This window comes from Bartonella sp. AS69XJJH (genome assembly GCF_042195585.1).
GTDB lineage: Bacteria > Pseudomonadota > Alphaproteobacteria > Rhizobiales > Rhizobiaceae > Bartonella.
The window spans coordinates 135,778-158,906 of sequence record NZ_JBHIOO010000003.1 but is presented as its reverse complement, the minus strand read 5'-3'; the positions used below and the strand labels follow the sequence as shown (position 1 = coordinate 158,906).

Here is a 23,129-nt window from a genome sequence, read left to right as displayed (position 1 = left end):
GATGAGGTGTCATGGTTTTTGCAAATGAAAAAGCTTCTTCATAGAAAGATGCTATATTTATATGGGGAGTACGTGATATTTGTCATTTTGCTCTTGAGTATGTTTTTTTGCTCCTCTGTATCGCATGCGGAAGATACAATGGGAAGTACGGAAGTACATAAAGAATTGGGAGAAATTCGCCAAAATATTTCACTTTCGCGTGAGCGTGTTGCTGTTCTTATGCATCAAGTTGAGCATTTAAAAAAAGATCAACGTGTTTTGAGTGATGCACTCATAAAGGCGGCTAAAGAAGAACGTACAGTAGCAGATGATATTGCTAAAAGGGAAGAAAAGCTTAAAAAAATGATAGAAAAGCGGGTACAAGTCTATCAAAGTTTAAAAAATCGTCGCGCTGAATTTGCGGAAGTTCTTGCAATTTTAGAACGTATGGGATTGAATCCACCTCCTGCTCTTATGATACAGCCAGAGGATGCGTTGGCTTCTATACGTAGTTCTGTTTTATTAGGTACTGTTATTCCTCAGATGCAGGAGAAAACACGAGATTTAACAGAAAAACTCAAGGAGTTGACCAATTTGAGTAATTCCATTACTACAGAATATAAGGCATTAAAGACAAAACTGCAAAATCAAGCAGAGCAGCGAAAACGTCTAGAGCTTTTATTAGACCAAAAAAACAAACTACAAAAAAAATCAGAAAAAGAACTTACAGAACAGCAACAAAAAAATATTGCTCTTGCTAAAAAAGCGCAGTCTTTGGAAGAATTGATTTTAGAGCTCGACCGTCAGTCAAAATTTAGCTCTGATGCATCAGTACAGGTACGGAAAAGTTTGCAATTATTAGAACAGTCAAATTTTGAAAGCCGAAAAGGTTCTTTACTTTTTCCTGTTTCAGGAAAAAGAATACATCGCTCTAACAAAAGTTCGCAGATTACGCGCTTTGGTGAAACGATAGAAACAGAGTCAGGAGCTGTTGTTATATCACCTGTGGATGCTTTTGTTGCTTTTGCTGGGCCATTTCGTTCTTACGGACACTTAATCATTCTCAATGTTGGAAATGGTTATCATATCATTCTTACTGGAATGTCGAGAATTAATGTAAAACAGGGGCAGTTTGTTCTTTCAGGTGAGCCTCTGGGTATAATGGAGATGCAATTTATTTCAAACAGTGTTGCATTGGATATAGGAAAAACTTCTCCAATGCTTTACATTGAGTTTAGAAAGCAGGGAAAACCTGTAAATCCAACTCCTTGGTGGCAGACTGAAAAAATAAGAAGGAGCCAAAATGATTCGTAAAGTTATTCTTTTGGTCGCTGGGGTATTGCTCGGCGCCTGTTCAATGATTATGGTGCAGTCTGTTGCTGCAAATAATGAAGATAATGCATATAAAAAGCTAGCTATATTTGGCGATGTTTTTGAGCGCGTGCGTATGCAATACGTTACAGTTCCAGATGATAAAAAGCTTATTGAAAATGCTATCAATGGCATGCTCACATCACTGGACCCTCATTCATCTTATTTGAATGCTGAAGAAGCCAAGGATATGCGGGATTCTACGAAAGGAGAGTTCGGAGGTCTTGGTATTGAGGTCACTATGGAAAAAAACTTAATTAAAGTTGTTTCACCAATGGATGATACTCCCGCTTCAAAAGCAGGTATTCTAGCCGGAGACCTTATTTCAAAAATTGATGATGTACAAACGAATGGTCAAACATTGAATGAAGCTGTTAATAAGATGCGAGGTGCTCCTGGAACACCAATTACCTTAACAATTATTCGTTCTGGCGTTGATAAGCCATTTGAAGTGAAGATTGTTCGTGATATTATCAAAGTAAAAGCGGTGAAATATCGGGTTGAGGGTGACATTGGATATTTGAGAGTTATCCAGTTTTCTGAGCAGACATTGAATAACCTTCTGGCGGCAATTAAAGATATCCAATCTAAAATTCCTGAAGATAAGCTAAAAGGTTACGTCCTTGATTTGCGGCTTAATCCGGGTGGGCTTTTAGATCAAGCTGTTAGTGTTTCGAGTGCTTTTCTCAATAAAGGTGAAATTGTGTCGACTCGTGGGCGCAAAAAGAGTGATGTGACAAGATTTGACGCGAAACCAGGTGATGTCATCAATGGAAAACCGCTCATTGTCCTTATTAATGGTGGTTCGGCAAGTGCTTCTGAAATTGTTGCTGGTGCATTACAAGATCATCGTCGTGCAACAATTTTAGGAACGCAGTCTTTTGGTAAAGGATCTGTTCAAACAATTATTCCTTTGGGTGAAAATGGAGCTTTACGCTTAACAACAGCACTTTATTACACGCCATCTGGCACTTCTATTCAAGGAACAGGGATTACGCCTGATATTATTGTAGAGCAACCACTCCCTGAAAAATATAAGGGTTATGATGTAAAAATTGGTGAGTCTGCATTAAAAGGACATATCAAAGGAAAAAGAGAGAGTAATAAAGGATCTGGTTCAGCTGCTTTTGTTCCCAAAGACCCTAAAGATGATATTCAATTGAATGAGGCTTATAAATTGTTACGAGGTGAAATGGCAAATGCAGCATTTCCACCAGATCCCAATAAGGATGTGTTAAAGTGAGCATTGATATCTATAGCTTGCGATTTTGAGGAATATTAAATGGATGCAGGTATTGATTTGAAGATTCTTCCATATCGCAAATGTGTTGGGATTGTTGTCTTTAACCATGAGGGTAAAGTGTGGGTTGGGCGTCGTTTAAAGATGCCCATTCATGCAGATATTGAAATATCTCATCGTTGGCAGCTTCCTCAAGGAGGGATTGATGAAGATGAAAAACCATTGGATGCAGCATATCGTGAACTTTATGAAGAAACGGGTATTCGATCTGTAAAGTTAATTAAAGAAGCACAAAATTGGTTCCATTATGATTTTCCACAAGAACTTATTGGGTGCACATTAACCAATAAATATCGTGGGCAAATACAAAAGTGGTTTGCTTTCCAGTTTACAGGAAAGCTTTCTGAAATTGCGATTAATCCGCCACCAGATGGCAGTAAAGCGGAATTCGATCAATGGAAATGGATCGATCTAGAAACCCTTCCGTTGATTGCGGTTTCTTTCAAAAAGCATGTTTATACGAAAGTGGTCAGCGAATTTCGAGGTAGCCTTAGACCATTATAAAAGCTATATGATTATCAGAAAGCTTTTTTTATTAAGATGCTTTATATTATAATAAATAATAAACATGTTTCTCTTTTATGTAAAGAACAGGAATATAAAATGAAAAAGTTATTTAATTTACTTATAGTTTTTACTCTCTTGAGTATTTCATCTGTTGCATTTGCAACAAGTTCAAAGCCTCCTGCATCAAAAGATGCGGCAGCGACATTGCCAAATGGAGCTTCTTCTTTGACTGAAACCTATGGTTTGTGGACTATTAACTGTGGTATACAAGAAGGGAAAAGAATTTGTTTTATGCACCGTCAAGAAGTGAATGAGCAGGGGCGTGTTGTTGTCGCTATGGGTCTTACTCTCGATGCTGAGGGTGTTGTATCTGGTAATTTAACAGTTCCTTTTGGCATTTTGGTTTCTAAGCCTGTTCGTTTACAAGTTGATGAGGGAAAAGCTGTTATCGAAACCGGTATTCGGACTTGTGTACCAGCAGGTTGTGTGGTTCCTGTCGTTTTTGACAAAAATCACGTAGCAGCTTTGCGTTCTGGAAAACAGTTAAAGTTGGCGATGACAATTGCTGCTGCAGGTGAACCAGCTTTGAATGATTTATTTGTTCAGCTAGATGGTTTTAGCAGTGCTCTTAATCGTTTGACTGCTTTGCAGAAATAATTTTGAAAATAAAAACGGCCTTTAAAAGGCCGTTTTTATTTTGTTTGTTTTTTATATATTAATAATTAAGACAATGATATTTAAGATTAATCCTACAAGGAATATTCAGAGTTTTTAAAAGCTTTTAGATTCTTTGCTGTTTCTTCTATTTTTATGTGCTATTTTCAATTTTGATATTTGTTTTCTAGCTGCATTGTCATTAAATAGAGAGCTGAAGAATTTAGATGTCTGGTTTTTATTCAAGAAAAAAGAGTATTGAAATATAAAACCATTTTTTGATACACAGACCTGCTTTAATGAAGGTTGTCTATAAGCTCTTCTGTTTCCTTGATTGAAAGGGATGACGCATGACTTATGCATTGCTTCGAACGATTGATTTTATTTTTGATATTTATATTTATATTTTAATTGCTAGTGTCATTTTTTCTTGGCTTTATGTCTTTAATATCGTAAATTCGCGCAATCGCTTTGTTGTTTTGATAGGAAGCTTTCTAAACTGTCTTACAAATCCTGTTCTAAGCCGTGTCCGGAGAATTTTACCAAATTTGGGAACAATTGATATTTCACCTATTGTAGTTTTCATTATTATTTATTTTATTCGTACTTTCATGTGGCGCGCTTACGCAAACATGTATATATAGAAATATTACTTGAGGCGAATACATGTTTTATCAAGTTGATAAAAATAACTTGATTTTGTTTGTATATCTCATTCCTAAATCATCCGTTGACAAAATAATAGGGGTTGAATGTAGGGATGGTGAAAAACAATATCTGGTTATACGCCTTCGTGCTGTTCCTGAAGATGGAAAAGCGAATAAAGCTCTCATTAAATTTCTTGCGAAGCAGTGGAAAATACCATCTTCTTCTATTTCTCTGAAAAATGGCGCAATATCTCGCTACAAACAACTTTACTTTTCAACACATTTAGAAGAGCTAAAGCAGATATGGCAATCCTTTAGAGATTGCATCTCGTAGAAAAAATAAATAACAAAGCCTATTTTTTATAGGCTTTATTTTATTAAAATCGTTATAATTTTTTATTGCGCTCAACAGCTTGCGTAATTAATTCATGAGCAAAGTTTTTATCTCGCCATCCTTCAATTTTAGCCCATTTCCCAGGTTCCAGATCTTTGTAATGCTTGAAGAAATGTTCAATTTGTTTGAGTGTAATTTCGGGCAAATCTGTATAGTCATGAATATTGATATAGCGTTTTGTTAATTTTGTAGTGGGAATGGCAATAATTTTTTCATCTTTACCACCATCATCTTCCATCATCAGAGCTCCGATGGGGCGAACATTGATAACACAACCAGGCATAAGTGGACGGGTATTACAGATAAGGACATCAATAGGATCACCATCATCTGAAAGCGTATGAGGGACAAAACCGTAATTTCCAGGATAAACCATTGATGTATGAAGAAAACGGTCAACAAATAATGCGCCAGACTTTTTATCCATCTCATATTTTATTGGTTGACCACCAAGGGAGACTTCCACAATAACGTTAATATCTTCTGGTGGATTTTTGCCTACGGGTATTTCCTTAATATTCATAGAGACATCCTTTCTGGAATATAGTGAGGCTCAATACAATTAAATATTTTCTCAAAGAGATTATGAAATTAACTTGAAATTGAAGCACGTGTTTTTTCAAAACGTTTACGTTCATTAGGATCAAGATAGAGTTTGCGGAGACGAATATTTTTAGGGGTTACCTCCACAAGTTCATCATCTTGTATCCACGATAAGGCACGTTCTAGTGTCATTTTAATGGGGGGAGTTAGCTTAACGGCTTCATCTTTTCCGGAAGCGCGCATATTGGTGAGTTTTTTTCCTTTTAACACATTGACTTCTAAATCATTATCTCGTGAGTGAATGCCAATAATCATACCTTGATAGACTTTCACACCGGCATCGATGATCATAGGCCCACGATCTTCAAGATTAAAAAGAGCATAAGCGACAGATTCACCGTTGTCATTTGAAATCATAACACCATTAACACGACCAGAAATGTCTCCTTTATAAGGTTCATAAGCATGGAAAAGGCGATTCATAATTGCTGTACCACGTGTGTCCGTTAAAAGTTCAGATTGATAACCAATAAGTCCTCGGGTTGGTGCGTAAAAAACAAGACGGACACGATTACCTCCAGAAGGACGTAATTCCACCATTTCGCCTTTACGTTCAGACATTTTTTGTACAACAGTACCGGAATATTCTTCATCAACATCGATAACAACTTCTTCGATTGGCTCAAGAGTTATTCCATTTTCATCTTTTTGCATAACAACACGTGGACGTGAAACACTAAGCTCAAATCCTTCACGGCGCATATTTTCAATGAGAACTGCAAGCTGTAATTCTCCTCGTCCTGAAACATAGAAAGAATCTTTATCGGCTGATTCTTCAATTTTAAGAGCGACATTACCTTCTGCTTCTTTTAACAATCGGTCACGAATGACACGACTTGTTACTTTATCGCCTTCAGTTCCAGCAAGGGGACTATCGTTGACGAGAAAACTCATAGTAACGGTAGGAGGATCAATTGGTTGGGCAGTAAGGGGTTCATTAACAGTAGGATCACAGAAAGTATCAGCAACGGTACCTTTTTGTAGACCTGCAATCGCAACAATATCACCAGCACTTCCTTCTTCAATAGGTTGCCGTTCTAAGCCACGAAATGCTAAAATTTTTGAAATCCGCCCAGTTTCTAAAAGTTTTCCATCTTGTCCAAGAACCTTGACATTTTGATTGGGTTTTAGAGAGCCAGAATGAATCCGCCCTGTAATAATTCGTCCTAAAAACGGATCCGCTTCAAGAATAGTTCCAATCATGCGAAACGGTCCTTCTGCTACACTAGGAGAAGGGACATGCTGCGTTACAAGATCAAATAAAGGACCTAATCCCTGATCTTTTGGTCCTTCAGGGGCTTCAGCCATCCATCCATCGCGTCCAGATCCATAAAGAATAGGAAAATCAAGCTGTTCATCGGTTGCATCAAGAGCAGCGAAAAGGTCAAAAACCTCATTAATGACTTCATCAACGCGTGCATCAGGTCGGTCAATTTTATTAATAGCAACAATAGGACGCAATCCCACTTTCAAGGCTTTGCCAACGACAAATTTTGTTTGTGGCATTGGTCCTTCAGCAGCATCAACAAGTACAATGGCTCCATCAACCATATTTAGAATGCGCTCAACTTCTCCACCAAAGTCGGCGTGTCCTGGTGTATCAACAATATTAATTCGAGTATCTTTCCAAACAACAGATGTCACTTTCGCTAGGATTGTAATTCCACGTTCTTTTTCAATATCGTTTGAATCCATCATACGTTCGCTTGTACGCTGATTATCACGGAAGTTTCCTGATTGCTTGAGAAGTCCGTCCACAAGCGTTGTTTTCCCATGGTCAACGTGGGCAATGATGGCAATGTTACGCAATTGCATAAATTTTCTTCTTTTCGTTTAATGAAATTTCATTTGAGGCAAAGTCTTTACATTCTTTGCCTGACTATTAAAAAACCTTTTACATGTTTTTTAATAGTTTTGGAAGATGGAGACAATATTTTTATGGTAAAACTATTTATCCAAGTCTTTAAGGCCCTATTAAGCTTCAATTGCTGGAGCTTCGTAAAAGGATTTTTATAGTACGTATGTTCTATTCTCGAGCTAAGAATTATCCAAAAAATCACCGTCAATTTGATTTTTATCATTATGACGCAAGGAATTTATATGAACGCTTGTAAGAGTAAGTATAAAGCTAATCGTATTATTATTGTTGTTGTTTTACAAAGAGATTGATAAAAATCCAGAAGATCTCTCAATCCATAGCTAATTTATTGACGACTGTACGACATTTTTATTCTAACAAAGCTTTTTCTTATTCTATAACTTGTCAATCCAAATCCAGATCTAATGCAACCGTGTATTTGAGATAAATATTGAGACGATTAAGCATTTTATAAGAAGCTCTAGCTTTTGTATGCCAGATTGGGGCAAGCATTATATCTGTTTTATTTATTTATGAAACCGGAATACAGTCTTATTTAAAAAGAATATGAAGGCATCAAAAGAAAATTCCCATCTTTGCCGTTAAGCCAAATTTATGATTTCAAAAGCATTTAAGCAATATCTTTTAAACCATGGAGATAGTGCATTGCCTCACATTTTGTTTATCGCATTCTCTAATAGGAGCATGCTTTTCATGCCAAACAGAACGCTTTAAACAGAATACACTACATGTACTTAAGAGAGATTTCTTAACGTACACTACATCCATTTCATGATAGGGTTCATAAATGATATAATATACGCGAATAGTATACGATCAACGCCTTTGTGAAGAAATATAAAGCCTATAGCATCATCATTATTATTCTTTCTCAGCTGTCAGTATTGCGACAGTTTTTGATACGAGAGAGAGAGGATGTAAGAAGTATTTAATTTTTTTCTTGAATAGCTTTTTAGCCATACACCGATCTCGTTTGTGACTGGCAAGAAGATGACTTTAATTGATCTAACATGAGGCGCTTAATAATAAGGTAAATTTACGACATTCAGAGCTGTTATTCAATAAAAAATAATAAATTATCTATGGAGTGGTGTGCTAGAAAACAAATAATAGAGCTTATTCTCTTCTGGAAAGATCTTAGGTTACATGACAAGATCTTTCCAGAAGAAAGAGTTTTTACTTTACATGTTTAAAGAAGAGTTCCTGACAAAATGAGGGAAGCTACAGAAAAATAGATTATAATGCCCATGACATCTACTAAAGTTGCCACAAAAGGAGCAGAAGCACTTGCTGGATCAAATTTTAAACCTTTAAGAATAAAAGGCAGCATAGATCCAGAAAGAGAACCAAAGGTAACGATTCCGACTAAAGCTGTACCCACTGTTGTCGAAATAGCAATCCAATGTTGGCCATAGTCGTAGATACCTAGTTTTTGCCAAAGAGCAATGCGCGTAACACCAATAATTCCGAGTAAAAGACCAAGGGATAGTCCTGTTGGAATTTCACGAATAATCACTTTCCACCAGTCTTTCAACGTGAGCTCACGTAAAGCCAATGCGCGGATAATAAGGGATGTAGCCTGCGAGCCGGAATTTCCTCCTGAGCTCATAATGAGAGGTATGAACAGTGTAAGAATAATCGCTTTTTCGAGTTCTGTTTCGAAATGTTGCATAGCGCTTGCTGTCAACATTTCACCGATAAAGAGTAAAGCGAGCCATCCTCCACGTTTTTTCATCATTTCAGGAAACTTAATTTGCATATAGGGCTTATTAAGCGCTTCCATACCCCCAAATTTATAGGCATCTTCATTCATCTCATCAACCATAGTATCAAGCACGTCATCGACGGTTACAATACCAATGACATGGTTACTTTCATCAACTACAGGCACAGAGAGAAGATCATGGCGCTGGAAAAGGCGTGCGATATCTTCATGATGCGTGAAGGGCGATATTGTAATGGGCGAGTCATGGGTAGGGACATGAAGAATTTGTTCATCAGGTGAGGCAAGAATAAGGTTACGCAGTGAAACAGCTTTGAGAAGAGTACCTGTTTTAGGGTCAATTACATAGCTGGTATAAACTGTTTCACGTGTTCGCTCGACCTCACGGATGTGATCCAAAGTTTTTTGTATGGTCCAGTTTGAAGGAACCGCTATAAATTCTGTTGTCATCAGTGCCCCTGCTGTATGATCAGGGTAACTGGTGAGTTTTTTAAGTTCAGCGCGCGTTAAGGGTTTAAGCAAGGCATAAAGTCGTGTGCGGGTTTCTTTATCCATTTCTTGAAAGACGTCTGCAGCAGCATCGGCAGACATGCCATCAAGAATTTCAACAGCACGATTTATAGGGAGAAGTTCTAGGATGGCAGCAGGTTGCTCAAGCTCTGGTTTATCAAAAAGTTCGATAACATAATCAAGAGGCAGAAGACTAAGAATAGTTACACGTTCCATGATATCGAGGTCATTGATGATATCAATAGAGTCTGCAAAATGCTGGTTCTTTAACTTTTCAGCGAGAGCTTCAGGAGAAAAATTTTTGAAGTCGAAGGTCGTTTTGATTTCAGTCATGATAAAGTACCTCCTGAAGAGTTGGAGAGTTATAAATCTAGATAATAGATGAGATAAAAACAAAAGTTTATGGAAGATTTTAAAAACCCCCCCAGCTATATTCCCAATTGTTAATATTTCAAGTAAAGTCAAGGGTAAATTATAAGTTATAAACAAGTTTCTGAATCACTAAAACGAGAATACAGCTTAATTTGAGGATAAAAAGCGTAACTGTAAAAATCAGTTCTGATTTTTATCATCATTTCTTTAATGTAGTTTTGCGATTTTCAAAAGAATCTACAGCAATCTTTTATAAAGAGTGGAGATTATGCCTTTCTTCAAGTATTTTTATTAATATGCAATTCTATTGTGATGTGCGAGCGAATAATTTTCATTGCTTCAATATAATATGGTTTGAAATGAAAGAATTTTACAATTTTCAGGTTTTTTATTCAATAGCGTTTTGAAAGGTAGTTTTGAAACTCACGAAATAATTTTAGTATATTATCAATTTGTGTCGTAAAGATAATTGTTACAGCTTAAATTTATAATGGAGACATAAAATATTATGACAAAAGCAGCAGTGCTGGACTGGAAGGGATTTTCAGGTCTTCCTGATTTTTCTTCTATAAGTGATGAAGATTTTAAACCCGCTTTTGAACAGGCACTTCAAGAAGCCGAAGAAGAACTAGAGGCGATTGCGATGGTGCAAGAACCACCAACGCTTGAGAATTTTTTGCAGCCTTTTGAGCTTTGTGGCAAAGCGCTTGATCGTGTCTGTTCAATATTTTTCTTGCGCACCAGTGCTCATACGAATGTACTAATTCAACAGCTAGAACAAGAATTTGTTGTAAAACTTTCTCGTTATTCTTCAAAAATGATGATGGATGCGCGGATATTTGCGAAAATAGATGTGCTTTATAAACAGTCGCAGCTGGGCATATTTGAGAGTGAAACAACACGTGTTCTTGAATTATGGTGGAAAAAGTTCGTTTGTCATGGGGCAAAGCTCGATGAAAAAGCTAAGAAACGGCTTTTGGAAATTAATGAAAGACTTGCTTTCTTAAATGCTACTTTTGGACAAAATGTCTTAAATGATGAAGCTGAATGGATTTTGTTTTTAAAACAAACAGACTTATCTGGTTTACCGCAAGATCTTATTGCTTCAATGAAGGAAATTGCGTGTGAAAGAGGTAATGAAGAAGCGTATGCATTAACACTAGCACGTTCGATTGTTGAACCTTTTTTAAAATTCTCTGATCGTCGTGATTTGCGTGAGGTTGCATTCCAAGCTTGGGCTAAACGTGGTGAAAATAATAACAAGAATGATAATAAAACAATTATTGTAGAGATTGTTGCGCTTCGAGATGAGCAGGCTAAATTATTGGGATATAAATCTTTCGCAGATTTGAAGCTCGATAATACCATGGCTAAAAGTGTTGATTCCGTTATGGATTTGCTTATGCCTGTATGGGAGCGCGCAAGATCAAAGGCTTCCACTGAGCAAATTGAATTACAAAATTTTGCCAACAATCAGGGCAGCAATGAATCTTTAGCTGCTTGGGATTGGCGTTATTATGCTGAAAAACTTCGCACTGAAAAACTTTCTTTCGATAGCGCTGAGGTTAAATATTATTTTCAGCTTGATCGTATGATTAAAGCAGCTTTTGGGGTAGCAGAAAAACTTTTTGGCATTACATTTGAAGAAAAAAACGCTGTTGCACTTTGGCATTCTGATGCACGTTTGTGGGAAGTAAAGAAATCTGATGGAAGTTTACTTGGGCTTTTCATTGGTGATTATTTTGCACGCTCTTCAAAACGGTCCGGTGCGTGGATGAGTAGTTTGCAATCACAACATAAATTGGATGGCGGACAAAAGCCTATTATCTACAATGTTTGTAATTTTGCTAAACCACCCAAAGGGGAAGTTGCTTTTTTATCACTTGATGATGCGCGTACGCTTTTCCACGAATTTGGGCATGCATTGCATGGTTTGCTTTCTGATGTTACATGGCCATCTGTATCGGGAACATCGGTTTCGCGTGATTTTGTTGAGCTGCCTTCTCAACTTTACGAACATTGGTTAACTGTACCAGAGATTTTACAAACTTATGCTACGCATGCAAAAACAGGACATCCTATGCCGCAAGCATTAATGGATAAGGTTTTGTCAGCACAGACATTTAATGCTGGCTTTGCTGCAGTTGAATTTACTTCATCAGCTCTCGTGGATATGGCTTTTCATCAAGGCGTAACAGTCACTGATCCAACAATGTTTGAACGCCAAGAATTAGAAAAGCTGCAAATGCCCGACACAATTATTATGCGTCATCGTCCTCCACATTTTACGCATATATTTTCAGGTGATGGTTACGCCGCTGGTTATTATTCTTATATGTGGTCGGAAGTCCTTGATGCTGATGCTTTTCAAGCTTTTGAAGAAACAGGAGATGTTTTTAATTCAGAGCTTGCTGATAAGTTGAAACGTTTTATTTACTCCGCTGGAGGAAGTTGTGATCCAGAGGAACTTTATAAAGCTTTTCGGGGACGGATGCCTTTACCAGAGGCAATGATTAACAAACGTGGACTATAAGTATAAGATATAACGGTATGGTTAACACCATGCCGTTTTCATCTTATTCGAAAGATGCAGTTGCGATTTATGCACAAGCTCTTTTCATTAGCTCTATAAACAGAGTTTTTATCTTATTCGCTTTTTGTTTATAGAGGAAATTAGATTTTGTCTTTTAAAGAGACATTATGGGAAAGAAAAATCATCAGCTCGATCTTTTTGATACCCATTTGGTGGAAACCATGATTTTTTTATAAAACTTGACTTTCTTTTGCCTAAAAGGTGAGTATTTTGTTGTGCCATATCATCGAGGTTCATCGGAGGCTGGCGCATACTATTACTCCGCTTTTGATTCTCTGACTCTTGTGTAAGTTTTTGAATAGCTTGATCGGTTGAGTAAGGAGTTTCATGGGAAAAAGCATAAAAATTTAAAATATTTTTCAATGGTTTTTCTAAATAAGAGGCAAGTTTTTTCTTTCCTTCAGAGGTGAAATGCATGCCATTATTGGTGCGTAATTTGGTTATTTTTCCATTAATATCATAGCCTGAAAAAGAAAAATTTCCTGCCTCATCACTAAAGCCGCTCCAGATATCAAGAAAATATCCTCCTGCTGTTTCTGTTTCTTGTTTGTAGAGCTCATTAAAAAATTTCATTTTTTGTGTCAAAAGGTCATTTCCAAAAGAAGGCTGACCTATCCATATCCATGATTTTCCAGAGGCATGAAGACTTTCAGCAATTTCGATAATTCTTTGTTTATAGATGCGCATCCATTCTGATTGATCTGTGTTAATTGTGTTATAAGAGTCTGTGATTGGTTGATTATCATTTGCACCGATCATCATGATAATAACATCGGGGTTATTTTGATCAATAAGTTTAGAAATATTGCTTTGCCAAGAATAATAATCCGTTCGAACTAAGCCGGAAGCTGGCATTGTGTTGTTCATGATAACGATATCGCTATTATTTATAAAAAACTTCTTAAGTGCATCGGCAACAGCAGAAGCTGTAAAATCCCCTATGACAAGAATGCGCTCTGCATTCTCATTTTTTAGTTTTTGTATGTTTTTTTGTGTTAAAATCTTTTTTTGCGGCTTATCTATTTTTTGTTCTATAGTTTGCGGTGGTTGTTGTGTTTGTTTGTTATGTTGTGATAACCATTTGAAGAAGTTCGTTGCTTTACTTGGGGATGGCTGTAAGATCCCCACAATAGAAAGTGAAAATAGCAATAATGTCAAGTATATCAGGCGAAAAGAAGACAAAACCTTAGTCTCCATTATTGTTTGCGAAGGAGAAAAAGCACTTGAGATGATGGGTATCCATTTTCTTTTAGACCGTGACGCAGTTGAAAAGCTTTAATTGCTTTGCGAGAAGCTGTTCCAATTTTTCCGTCAACATTCCCTTTATAATAGCCCAGTGCACTTAAGCGAGATTGCAGTTCTTTACATTCTTGAAAAGTAAGAGGTTGAAAAGGTCTTTGCCAATCATTCACTAATCCAGGATGTCCGGCAATGCGATCAGCAAGAAGGGCAACAGCAAATGCATAACGATCTGCATTATTATAACGTTTCAGAACAAAGAAATTTTTTGTGACTAAAAATATAGGCCCTTTTGCTCCATCTGGATATTTTAATATTGCTTGTTCAGCTAATGTAGGAAGAGGATGCCCATTTGCGTGTTTTACACCTAATTTTTTCCATTGTTCAAAGGAATACCAGCCTTCAGGGAGGTTTTCCCCCTGCGGTACTTTTACCTCTACTCCCCAAATAAGATTAGGTTGCCAGCCATTTTTGTGGAGAAGGTTAGCAGCAGTAGCCAGAGCATCTGGAACAGAGTTCCAGATATCACGCCGTCCATCTTGGTCCATGTCAACTGCATAGGCGAGATAACTGCTTGGAATAAATTGTGTATGCCCCAATGCACCGGCCCAAGATCCAGTGAGTTGAGAGCGTTTAATTTCGCCACTTTGTAGAATTTTCATAGCAGCAATCAGCTGTGTATATGCATATTTTGCACGTTTTTTATCAGCATAGGCTAAAGTTGCAAGAGAGCGAATGGTGTCACGCATTACACTTTTATTAGCTAAAACTTTCCCATAGTTGCTTTCCATTGACCAAATAGCAAGCAGAATATTGCGGTCAACACCAAAACGTTTTTCAATTTGAAGAAGCCATTTGTTCCATTTTTGAGTTTGGCGCCGTCCTTCCTCAATTGCAATATCATGGACACGATTATCGAAATAGTTCCATGAAGGAGCAACAAATTCCGGTTGGTATGCGGCACTTTTTAGAACTTCTGGATCAATTGCATTAATACCTTTAAACGCCATATGAAACGTAGAAGGGGTAATATTGTGAGCAATAGCTATTTTTTTAAATTCTTTAATCCAGTGTTTAAATCCGCTATCAGCATATGAAAGGGATACAAAAAACATTAAAAAAGCAGAAAAAATAACGGCAGAGCCAGTGAGAAGAGTTCTCCAATTTATGGACTTCTCTAAAAAAGAGAAAGTCTTCAATTCTGTTTTTTGCATTTTGAAATCCCCATTAATATTCAATTTATTAGATGTGCAATAACTTTATTTTGTATTTAGTTTAATCGATAATATGATCAAGAAGGGGAGAAAACTGAAATAAACAATTCGTTTTAATCCTTTCAATAAATTCTCATACTCTTTTTACATTTTTGATTGCCCATTATAATGATAATCAAAACAATAAGATATCTTTTTTACCATTTCGTAAAAACATATGATAAATAAAATAAAAAAGTTATATGAATTCATTGAGGAGGATGAGTGTGCGTAAAATCCGGAAAGCGGTATTCCCAGTAGCAGGTCTTGGTACGCGTTTTCTTCCTGCGACCAAAACAATTCCTAAAGAAATGCTAACAGTTGTTGATAAACCTGTTATTCAATATGTTGTGGATGAGGCGAGGGAAGCTGGTATTGAGCATTTTATTTTTGTGACTGGACGTAACAAAGCCGTCATTGAGGATTATTTTGATGCGCAAGTTGAATTATACACGACACTTGCTGAATGTGGAAAGAAAGAAGATCTTGCACATTTATACCGTTTACAGCCATTACCAGGGTCAACTTCTTTCACTCGGCAACAGCAACCTTTGGGATTAGGGCATGCTCTTTGGTGTGCGCGTGAATTAGTTGCAGGCGAACCTTTTGCTTTGTTATTACCCGATATGCTGATTCAAGCCAAAAAGGGCTGCCTTTCTGAGATGATTAGTCTTTATGAAAAGGTGGGTGGAGGAAATATTGTAGCAGTTCAAGAATGCGATCCTAGAGAAACCCATAAATATGGTATTGTGGGGAAAGGAAAACAGATTGCAAATGGTTTTGAAATCACAAAAATGGTAGAAAAACCAGCGCTTGGAACGGCACCATCAAATTTGTACATCAATGGACGTTATATTTTGCAGCCAGAAATTTTTAATATTCTTTCCACTCAAGAACGAGGAGCAGGAAATGAAATTCAACTAACGGATGCGATGATAAGGCTTTCAAACGAACAGGATTTTTGGGGTTTGCAAGTAGAAGGGCGCACTTTTGATTGCGGTTCTAAAGCGGGTTTCATTGAAGCCAACGTTGCATTTTCTTTGGCGCGCGCTGATATGCACAGCCACGTTTCTGCTTCATTGAAAAATTTACTGGAAACCATTAGTGTTGAAAAATGATATAGGTCTCTCATTTAATTTTATTGATCGAATTTAATTATGATAATATCGTCTCCTCATATGGCTTTGCAAGGTGCTGTTGCATCAGCACTTAATACACTGGCCAGTGAAAAGCAGGGGCTTGAAGCCCTTGAAAAAGCTCTTCTGGGAAGTCTTTCTTCTTCTTTTGAAGCAGCTGTTCAAACTATTAGAAATGCTCGTGGACATGTGGTCATTACGGGTCTTGGAAAAAGTGGTCATATAGGGACAAAAATTGCAGCAACCTTAGCCTCAACTGGAACTCCTGCCTTTTTTGTTCACGCTGCAGAAGCCAATCATGGTGATCTTGGTATGATTGGATCTGGTGATGTTATTCTTGCTTTATCATGGTCTGGTGAAACTCAAGAGTTAAGTGGTATTATGAGTTATGCGGCGCGTTTTCGTATCCCCCTTATTGCGATGACATCAAGTAAGCACTCTGTGTTAGGACGACAAGCTGATATTGTGCTATTATTACCAAAGATAGAAGAGGCTTGCCCCCATGGTTTAGCCCCTACAACTTCAACAATTATGCAATTGGCAATGGGAGATGCATTAGCGGTTTCTCTTTTAGAAATGCGTGGTTTTACCGCAACGGATTTCAAAATATATCATCCTGGTGGTTCTCTTGGTGCAAGCCTTAAATATGTGTGTGATATTATGCATGAGGGTGATAATATTCCTTTGGTTATGCAAGGAACAGCTATGACTGAAGCAATGAATGTTTTGGTGGAAAAACATTTTGGTTGTGTTGGTGTTGTGAATCAAGAAGGTGAACTAATCGGAATTGTAACCGATGGCGATCTTGCACGTAACATGCATTTTAATTTATCAAAATTTAATGTTGATGAGGTGATGACCAAAGCTCCTAAAGTTTTAAAGCCAAATACACTTGTTGGTGCAGCAACAGCTTTTATTAATGATCATCATATTGGTGCATTTTTCGTGGTTGAAGATAAAAAACCGATAGGAATTGTTCATTTTCATGATCTTTTGCGCATTGGCGCTGTTTAGATTAAAGCTTCCTATCAAATAAAATGTTATTTAGGTTAAAATAGATTGAAGGATACAAAGTCACAATTTTATTGTGAGGGGGCTTTACTGATGTTTGGTGGAAGAAAACGATTATTTTACGCATTTCATAATGTTTAGAAAATTCTCAGGATAAAGATTATACCAGCCTCTTTGCGTATTTTAGAGAGGATTTTTTATCAGGAGGAGAAAGGATCGCCTCCTGCTTAATGTATGTGCTCCCTCTGCTCTGTTCTTAAGAGAGGCTTCCCTTGTACTTTGTTTAAGATTTCCGCTTAAGGAAAAACTGTGCCCCTGTATGTGAGGTGCAGAGAAGTTGTGTGGCGTCATATGACATTGTACAATTGACTCTAGAAATTGTTCCACGGAGAATAGAGCGTATTTCAATTTCTATATTTTGGGCATTGAGATAATTATATGCCCCTTCTGATAGTTTTTCTTCTGTATCTGCTGCACGTGTTTCAAAAACACCATTGTGGAAAGAAGAAATAATACCATTCTCATCAACCCATTTTCCATCAATTCCAGTTGGCATATTTGAGTTATAATATTGCGAAAAGTTACAGGCGCTTAATAGCAAGGCGGTGATTGTAAGACATAAAATATGATAGGTATGTTTCATTTATTACACTCTATTTAGATTATTTTGCTCTCTAGTTTCTATAACATTATTAAATTATCCCATGAGTCAATATGAAAAATTTGATGAAAATCAATGAAAAAGCAAAAAAATGGAAAAAAATGCCTTAATGTTGTATTTAATTGACAGCTTGATGAAGTTCGTAAGTGAAACACAAGAGGTGAAATATTTCTTATGGTTTACAACAATTTTTATATTAAGCCGCTGAGTGGTCTCAAAGGAGATTATTGACATTATGGTTGGTCCCATTCTTGTTGCGAGTGAAGATTTTGGAAGACGTATAGAACTTTCTGCTATGCTGCGAGGTTTTGGTTATCGTGTCATTGAAGCAGAAAATGGTCTCCGTACGATTGATCTTTTACACAGGCGTAAAAACATTGTGCTTGCACTCCTTGATGTCGTTATGAGTGATTTGAGTGTGAGCGATTTGATAAAAATGATTAGAGTTGCTGGTGTTTCTGTTCCTATTGTCGTTATAGCACAACAAGAGAATCAGCATTTACTCCAGAAAGCTTTAACAGCTGGAGCTATTGATTATTGGATCCATCCAGTAACATTATTACGTGTAAGAGTTACTTTGGATATTCTTGCTCTTATTTCTGCCTTGAAGCATGAGGTTCGAGATATTCGGCGGAAAAAAGAGAATCATTTACAGTTTTCTGATCTTTGCATAAAAAGTAGAGCTATGCAGATAGTGTTAGAACAATCGAGACAAGCAGCAACTTCTTTACAGAATCTTTTGATAGAGGGGGAAGTTGGAACAGGACGTGAGACATTAGCTCGGATGATTCATCATGAGGGATTATTTTCGGAGGGTGTTTTTATTCGTTTTCAATGTTCAGCCATCGTTGATCCAGAAGAAGAAAATCAGCAGTGGTTTAAAGAATTTCTACCATTGGTTTCTTCTCTTGAAAAAGGGACACTTTGCCTTTGTGATATTGATCGACTTGAGCCCATACAGCAAAAACGGTTTGCTCATTACCTTAAAGAAAGGGAAAGGAATACAAAAGGAGAATTTTTTCCTTTTCGGATCATTGCTATTTCAACATCGCGTTTAAAGGACTTGGTTAATGAGAACTTTTTTTTGCATAGTTTGTTTGAACAATTTTCTCACTTGTCTATTAGCGTCCCTGCTTTACGAGAATTAAGGGATGATTTTCCAGAGATCACACAACGTTTGATTGATCGCATTATCACAGAAACAGGGCGATCACATGTCCATGGGTTAGCAGGATCTGCTCTTTCCTTGCTTATGCAGTATGATTGGCCTGGCAATAGAAATGAGCTTGAAACCTTTTTATTTCGTGCGATTTTACTTAGTGAAGGACCGTTATTAACTGTTCGAGATTTTCCGCAATTAATGGGAAATTCATTAATGAATGTTCCCAATATCATTGAGGCTAACATGCAAGAAGATAATGAACAAGAATCGATAAAATTTTTGAATACTGATGGGCATGTGCGTACTTTTGCAGAGATGGAGCATGATATTATCGAGAAAGCAGTTAAACATTATAAGGGACATATGAGTGAGATTGCGCGCCGCCTTCATATTGGTCGCTCTACACTTTATAGAAAAATGGAAGAATTGAGAGCAATAAGAAATCAAGAACGAAAGTAAAATTCATAACAAATTTCTCTTCATGATAGGCATGAGTTTCAAAAAGTAGAGTGGATTTTGATAAAGTCCGTGGGGGGTGGCTTAAGAAAACAATCATTTATTATAAAATTTGTGACTATTTTAATCGTTTGTTTCAATTTATACAATTTTAGTTAAGTTTACATTTATGAAAGCAGAGAGGCATTTTTAAAAACTTTTAAATACTACCGCTGAAATTTTTGTATCATCAATATTAAATTTATACTCTCTTAAGCAAGAAGTGGCATTTTATCTTCTACACGATTAAGATAAAGTGATTATCATTTGCATTGCTGACGATGCGATAGTTTAAAATAGAAAGTTTACCCTCTTTGACTCTTTTGCAGATTGTTGTTGGTTTTGTCCTCTTTTTTTTTATTGCATCTATGTTGGCAATCTACACCTATGGGCGTTTTGTGAAAAATGCTAGGGGGCAATGTTCTTATGCGTTACCTATTCAGAAAGATGAAACTAAGCTTGATCGTATCGTCAGTCAATTAGCTGAGGAAGAAAATGGATTGGGGATTGATAAAGATGCCCTTTCCCTCATTATCAGCAATTTGGATGCGTTTTGTGTTCGTGCAATAGGAGCTGCAGAGGCTGGGCGTAGTCTTGATCTGATGTATTATATTTGGGACGATGATTTAACGGGGCGCTTATTATTAAGTGAAATAGTTGAGGCAGCGGATCGGGGTGTTCGGGTACGGCTTCTTTTGGATGATATTAATGCTCAGGCACGTGATCCAGCTTATATTGCGCTAGATAAACATCCTCATATTGAGGTGAGAATGTTTAATCCAGGGCGATCGCGTAAAGGTGGTTTACGCCGTGGTTTAGAAATTATATTACGGGCAATTACTGTAACACGTAGAATGCATAATAAAGCTTTTATTGTTGATGGCAGGGTCGCTTTTGTAGGAGGACGTAATCTTGCAGATTCTTATTTTGATGCTGGTAAAGAATCCCATTTTCGAGATTTAGATTTGATGTTAATCGGTCCCTCTGTTAAAAAGGTAGAAAGTATCTTTGATGATTTTTGGAATAGTTCTGTTGTTTTGCCAATTCATACTTTGGTTGTCCCTAAAAGCGCAAGTGATCTTAGCTATTGGAAGGATAAATTACGCAAATTTCGTGATTCCAAGGTTGCAAAAGTTTATTTAGATTATGTCAAAGAGCACATTAACTTTAATTGTTTTATCCAAACAGGAAAGCGGTTATTTTTAGCAGACAAAGTTGTTGTTCTTTCTGACCCTCCAGAAAAAGCATTGCGTAAAAAAGCAAGCAATTGGCTTATGAAGGCACTTTCAAAGGTTATTGGAAATGCCCAAAAAACGGTTCAGATTACGTCACCTTATTTTGTTCCTGGTAAGGTTGGTACGCAGAATTTTAGTAATTTGGTTTCAAAGGGTGTTGATGTCAAAATTTTGACAAATTCTTTAGCAGCTACTGATGTAGCATTGGTGCATGGTGGTTATGTACCGTATCGTAAGGCATTGTTGAAAAGTGGTGTTAATCTTTATGAATTAAAAGCGGAGGGCGACACCCATGGGTTACGATTGTTTCGATCGAGTAAGGCAAGTTTACATGCCAAAGCTTTTTTAATTGATCGTAAAACAGCTTTTATTGGATCTTTAAATTTTGACCCTAGGTCAGCATCATTAAATACAGAAATGGGCATTCTTTTTGAATGTGCTCCCATTACAGCAAGATTAGATTTGTTGTTTTCTGAAGAAACCACAGGGGAAATGAGCTATCATCTGCGTCTTGGTGATAATAATCGTATTTATTGGGATTTTATTGAAAATGAAAAAAAATATAGCATTGACTATGAGCCAGAAAGCAATTTTTGGCGTCGCGCATTTGCAAAAATAATAAGTTGGTTACCTATTGAATCACAATTGTAAATTTTTATAAACCACACTTAAAAAAAATATTTATTTTTCTTTTCATTTTGTTTGTAGCATGGCATAATTTTTTGCCAATCTACCATGTATGAGAACCGCAGTTGTACTTTAAAGCTCCTTGCGGTGTTTTATTATAAAAGGAATTTTCTATGGCAAAGATTGTTGAAACGGGTACAGGTGCATTGGCACTGACTTTTGATGATGTACTTTTACAACCCGGTCATTCTCTTGTTATGCCTAGTCAAGTGGATCTCAGTACGCGCGTTGCAGCGGATATTAAGCTTAATTTGCCATTGCTTTCTGCGGCAATGGATACGGTAACAGAATCGCGTTTGGCAATTGCGATGGCTCAAGCTGGTGGTCTTGGGGTTATTCATCGTAATATGTCTCCGGCAGAGCAGGCAGAAGAAGTCCGCCAAGTAAAAAAGTTTGAATCTGGTATGGTTGTTAATCCAGTCACAATTGGTCCAGATGCAACACTTGAAGAAGCAAAATCTTTGATGCGTTCTCATGGTATTTCCGGTATTCCGGTTGTTGAAAATAGAGCTAAAGGCGAAACTGCTGGACGGCTTGTTGGCATTTTGACAAATAGGGACGTGCGTTTTGCATCGGATCCCAAACAAAAAATTTATGAATTAATGACGCATGAAAATTTAATCACAGTGCGTGAAAATGTTCAACTCAATGAAGCGAAGTATCTTTTACACCATCATCGTATTGAAAAATTATTAGTTGTGGATGAACAAAATCGTTGTGTCGGACTGATAACAGTTAAGGATATTGAAAAAGCAAAATTAAATCCAAACGCTGCCAAAGATTCGCAAGGTCGCTTGCGTGTTGCAGCTGCAAGTAGTGTAGGGAACGATGGGTTTGAGCGGGCTGAACGATTAATTGATGCAGGCGTTGATATTCTAGTGATTGATACTGCACATGGACATTCTCAGCGTGTATTAGACACAGTTGAGCGTATTAAAAAAATGACGTTTTCTCCAGCCATTATTGCTGGTAATGTCGCGACTCCGCAAGCAACACAGGCTTTGATTGACAGTGGTGCGGATGCTATAAAAGTTGGTATTGGTCCTGGTTCTATTTGCACAACGCGAATTGTTGCAGGCGTTGGTGTTCCTCAGCTTGCAGCCATTATGAGTGCGGCAGAAATTGCTGATAAGGTAGGTATTCCCGTTATTGCTGATGGGGGGATAAAAGCTTCAGGTGATTTTGCTAAAGCCTTAGCAGGTGGGGCTTGTGCTGCTATGATTGGCTCTCTTTTAGCTGGTACAGAAGAAAGCCCTGGTGAAGTTTATCTATATCAAGGACGATCCTTTAAAGCTTATCGCGGCATGGGATCTGTTGGTGCTATGGCACGAGGATCGGCAGATCGTTATTTTCAAGATGATGTTCGTGATGAACTTAAGTTGGTTCCTGAGGGTGTGGAGGGGCAGGTGGCTTATAAAGGTCCTATAGCATCAGTTCTACATCAGCTTGCTGGTGGACTTCGTGCTTCGATGGGGTATGTTGGAGCAAAAGATCTCGTAGAGTTTCGTGAAAAAGCAACATTTGTACGTATTACGAATGCGGGACTTCATGAAAGTCATACGCATGATGTTTCTATCACACGGGAGAGTCCAAATTATCGTGGGCCAGTCTAAAGATACAAGAGCCTAATGTCATATCGCATAAATAAAATCTTCCGCAAACAAGAAAGGGAGACCGCGCTTTTTCTGTTTGTGATTTGGTGTAATAATCCCAAAAAG

General features: G+C 37.3%; 18 protein-coding genes. 12 read left to right on the top strand and 6 right to left on the bottom strand.

What is annotated here, in order from left to right:
* The first annotated feature begins 48 nt into the window (after nt 1-48).
* From ACFIK6_RS02665 to ACFIK6_RS02640, 6 genes are all read left to right on the top strand, one after another.
* The gene (locus tag ACFIK6_RS02665; RefSeq protein ID WP_375641679.1) at nt 49-1,293 is read left to right on the top strand and encodes a murein hydrolase activator EnvC family protein; all 1,245 of its coding nucleotides are present in this window, start codon (nt 49-51) and stop codon (nt 1,291-1,293) included.
* Nucleotides 1,283-2,593, top strand: a complete 1,311-nt coding sequence (locus ACFIK6_RS02660; protein ID WP_375641662.1) for a S41 family peptidase — start codon at nt 1,283-1,285, stop codon at nt 2,591-2,593. Before ACFIK6_RS02665 ends, ACFIK6_RS02660 begins: the two co-directional genes overlap by 11 nt.
* A 39-nt stretch (nt 2,594-2,632) precedes the next feature.
* Nucleotides 2,633-3,154 (top strand): RNA pyrophosphohydrolase, encoded by a 522-nt coding sequence (locus ACFIK6_RS02655; protein WP_375641661.1) that lies wholly within the window; start codon nt 2,633-2,635, stop codon nt 3,152-3,154.
* Nucleotides 3,155-3,253: 99 nt separating this feature from the next.
* Nucleotides 3,254-3,814 (top strand): invasion associated locus B family protein, encoded by a 561-nt coding sequence (locus tag ACFIK6_RS02650; protein WP_273790632.1) that lies wholly within the window; start codon nt 3,254-3,256, stop codon nt 3,812-3,814.
* A gap of 347 nt (nt 3,815-4,161) precedes the next feature.
* On the top strand, nt 4,162-4,455 hold the full coding sequence (locus ACFIK6_RS02645; RefSeq protein WP_375641660.1) for a YggT family protein: 294 nt from the start codon (nt 4,162-4,164) through the stop codon (nt 4,453-4,455).
* Between the two features lie 22 nt (nt 4,456-4,477).
* A complete protein-coding gene (locus ACFIK6_RS02640) occupies nt 4,478-4,792 on the top strand; it encodes a DUF167 domain-containing protein (RefSeq protein ID WP_012754584.1) in 315 nt (104 codons plus the stop codon).
* 52 nt (nt 4,793-4,844) lie between these two features.
* Here the strand turns inward: ACFIK6_RS02640 and ppa are convergent, their stop codons facing one another.
* The 3 genes from ppa to mgtE form a co-directional block, all read right to left on the bottom strand.
* Nucleotides 4,845-5,375 (bottom strand): inorganic diphosphatase, encoded by a 531-nt coding sequence (gene ppa, locus ACFIK6_RS02635; protein ID WP_273722510.1) that lies wholly within the window; start codon nt 5,373-5,375, stop codon nt 4,845-4,847.
* Nucleotides 5,376-5,443: 68 nt separating this feature from the next.
* The gene (gene typA, locus ACFIK6_RS02630) at nt 5,444-7,270 is read right to left on the bottom strand and encodes a translational GTPase TypA (RefSeq protein WP_375641659.1); all 1,827 of its coding nucleotides are present in this window, start codon (nt 7,268-7,270) and stop codon (nt 5,444-5,446) included.
* Nucleotides 7,271-8,523: 1,253 nt separating this feature from the next.
* Complete coding sequence (gene mgtE / locus ACFIK6_RS02625; RefSeq protein WP_375641658.1) at nt 8,524-9,900, bottom strand: magnesium transporter; 1,377 nt, start codon at nt 9,898-9,900, stop codon at nt 8,524-8,526.
* 547 nt (nt 9,901-10,447) lie between these two features.
* Here mgtE and ACFIK6_RS02620 point away from each other — a divergent pair.
* The gene (locus ACFIK6_RS02620) at nt 10,448-12,472 is read left to right on the top strand and encodes a M3 family metallopeptidase (RefSeq protein ID WP_375641657.1); all 2,025 of its coding nucleotides are present in this window, start codon (nt 10,448-10,450) and stop codon (nt 12,470-12,472) included.
* A gap of 165 nt (nt 12,473-12,637) precedes the next feature.
* Here the strand turns inward: ACFIK6_RS02620 and ACFIK6_RS02615 are convergent, their stop codons facing one another.
* Both ACFIK6_RS02615 and ACFIK6_RS02610 read right to left on the bottom strand, forming a co-directional pair.
* Complete coding sequence (locus tag ACFIK6_RS02615; protein ID WP_375677331.1) at nt 12,638-13,714, bottom strand: SGNH family hydrolase; 1,077 nt, start codon at nt 13,712-13,714, stop codon at nt 12,638-12,640.
* A 14-nt stretch (nt 13,715-13,728) separates the two neighbouring features.
* On the bottom strand, nt 13,729-14,985 hold the full coding sequence (locus tag ACFIK6_RS02610) for a lytic murein transglycosylase (RefSeq protein ID WP_375677330.1): 1,257 nt from the start codon (nt 14,983-14,985) through the stop codon (nt 13,729-13,731).
* Nucleotides 14,986-15,251: 266 nt separating this feature from the next.
* On the opposite strand from ACFIK6_RS02610, the gene ACFIK6_RS02605 reads away from it, so the two are divergent.
* Together ACFIK6_RS02605 and ACFIK6_RS02600 are read left to right on the top strand one after the other, a co-directional pair.
* Nucleotides 15,252-16,142, top strand: a complete 891-nt coding sequence (locus tag ACFIK6_RS02605; protein WP_375677329.1) for a UTP--glucose-1-phosphate uridylyltransferase — start codon at nt 15,252-15,254, stop codon at nt 16,140-16,142.
* Between the two features lie 39 nt (nt 16,143-16,181).
* Nucleotides 16,182-17,174, top strand: coding sequence for an SIS domain-containing protein (locus ACFIK6_RS02600; protein WP_375677328.1), 993 nt, complete (start codon nt 16,182-16,184; stop codon nt 17,172-17,174).
* Between the two features lie 280 nt (nt 17,175-17,454).
* Here the strand turns inward: ACFIK6_RS02600 and ACFIK6_RS02595 are convergent, their stop codons facing one another.
* Nucleotides 17,455-17,814 (bottom strand): hypothetical protein, encoded by a 360-nt coding sequence (locus ACFIK6_RS02595; RefSeq protein WP_273722518.1) that lies wholly within the window; start codon nt 17,812-17,814, stop codon nt 17,455-17,457.
* A gap of 253 nt (nt 17,815-18,067) precedes the next feature.
* Here ACFIK6_RS02595 and ACFIK6_RS02590 point away from each other — a divergent pair, with 253 nt between their 5' ends.
* From ACFIK6_RS02590 to guaB, 3 genes are all read left to right on the top strand, one after another.
* The gene (locus tag ACFIK6_RS02590) at nt 18,068-19,453 is read left to right on the top strand and encodes a sigma-54-dependent transcriptional regulator (protein WP_375641652.1); all 1,386 of its coding nucleotides are present in this window, start codon (nt 18,068-18,070) and stop codon (nt 19,451-19,453) included.
* Nucleotides 19,454-19,803: 350 nt separating this feature from the next.
* Nucleotides 19,804-21,375 (top strand): phospholipase D family protein, encoded by a 1,572-nt coding sequence (locus tag ACFIK6_RS02585; RefSeq protein WP_375677327.1) that lies wholly within the window; start codon nt 19,804-19,806, stop codon nt 21,373-21,375.
* Nucleotides 21,376-21,524: 149 nt separating this feature from the next.
* Nucleotides 21,525-23,024, top strand: a complete 1,500-nt coding sequence (guaB, locus tag ACFIK6_RS02580) for an IMP dehydrogenase (protein ID WP_375656617.1) — start codon at nt 21,525-21,527, stop codon at nt 23,022-23,024.
* Nucleotides 23,025-23,129: the final 105 nt, after the last annotated feature.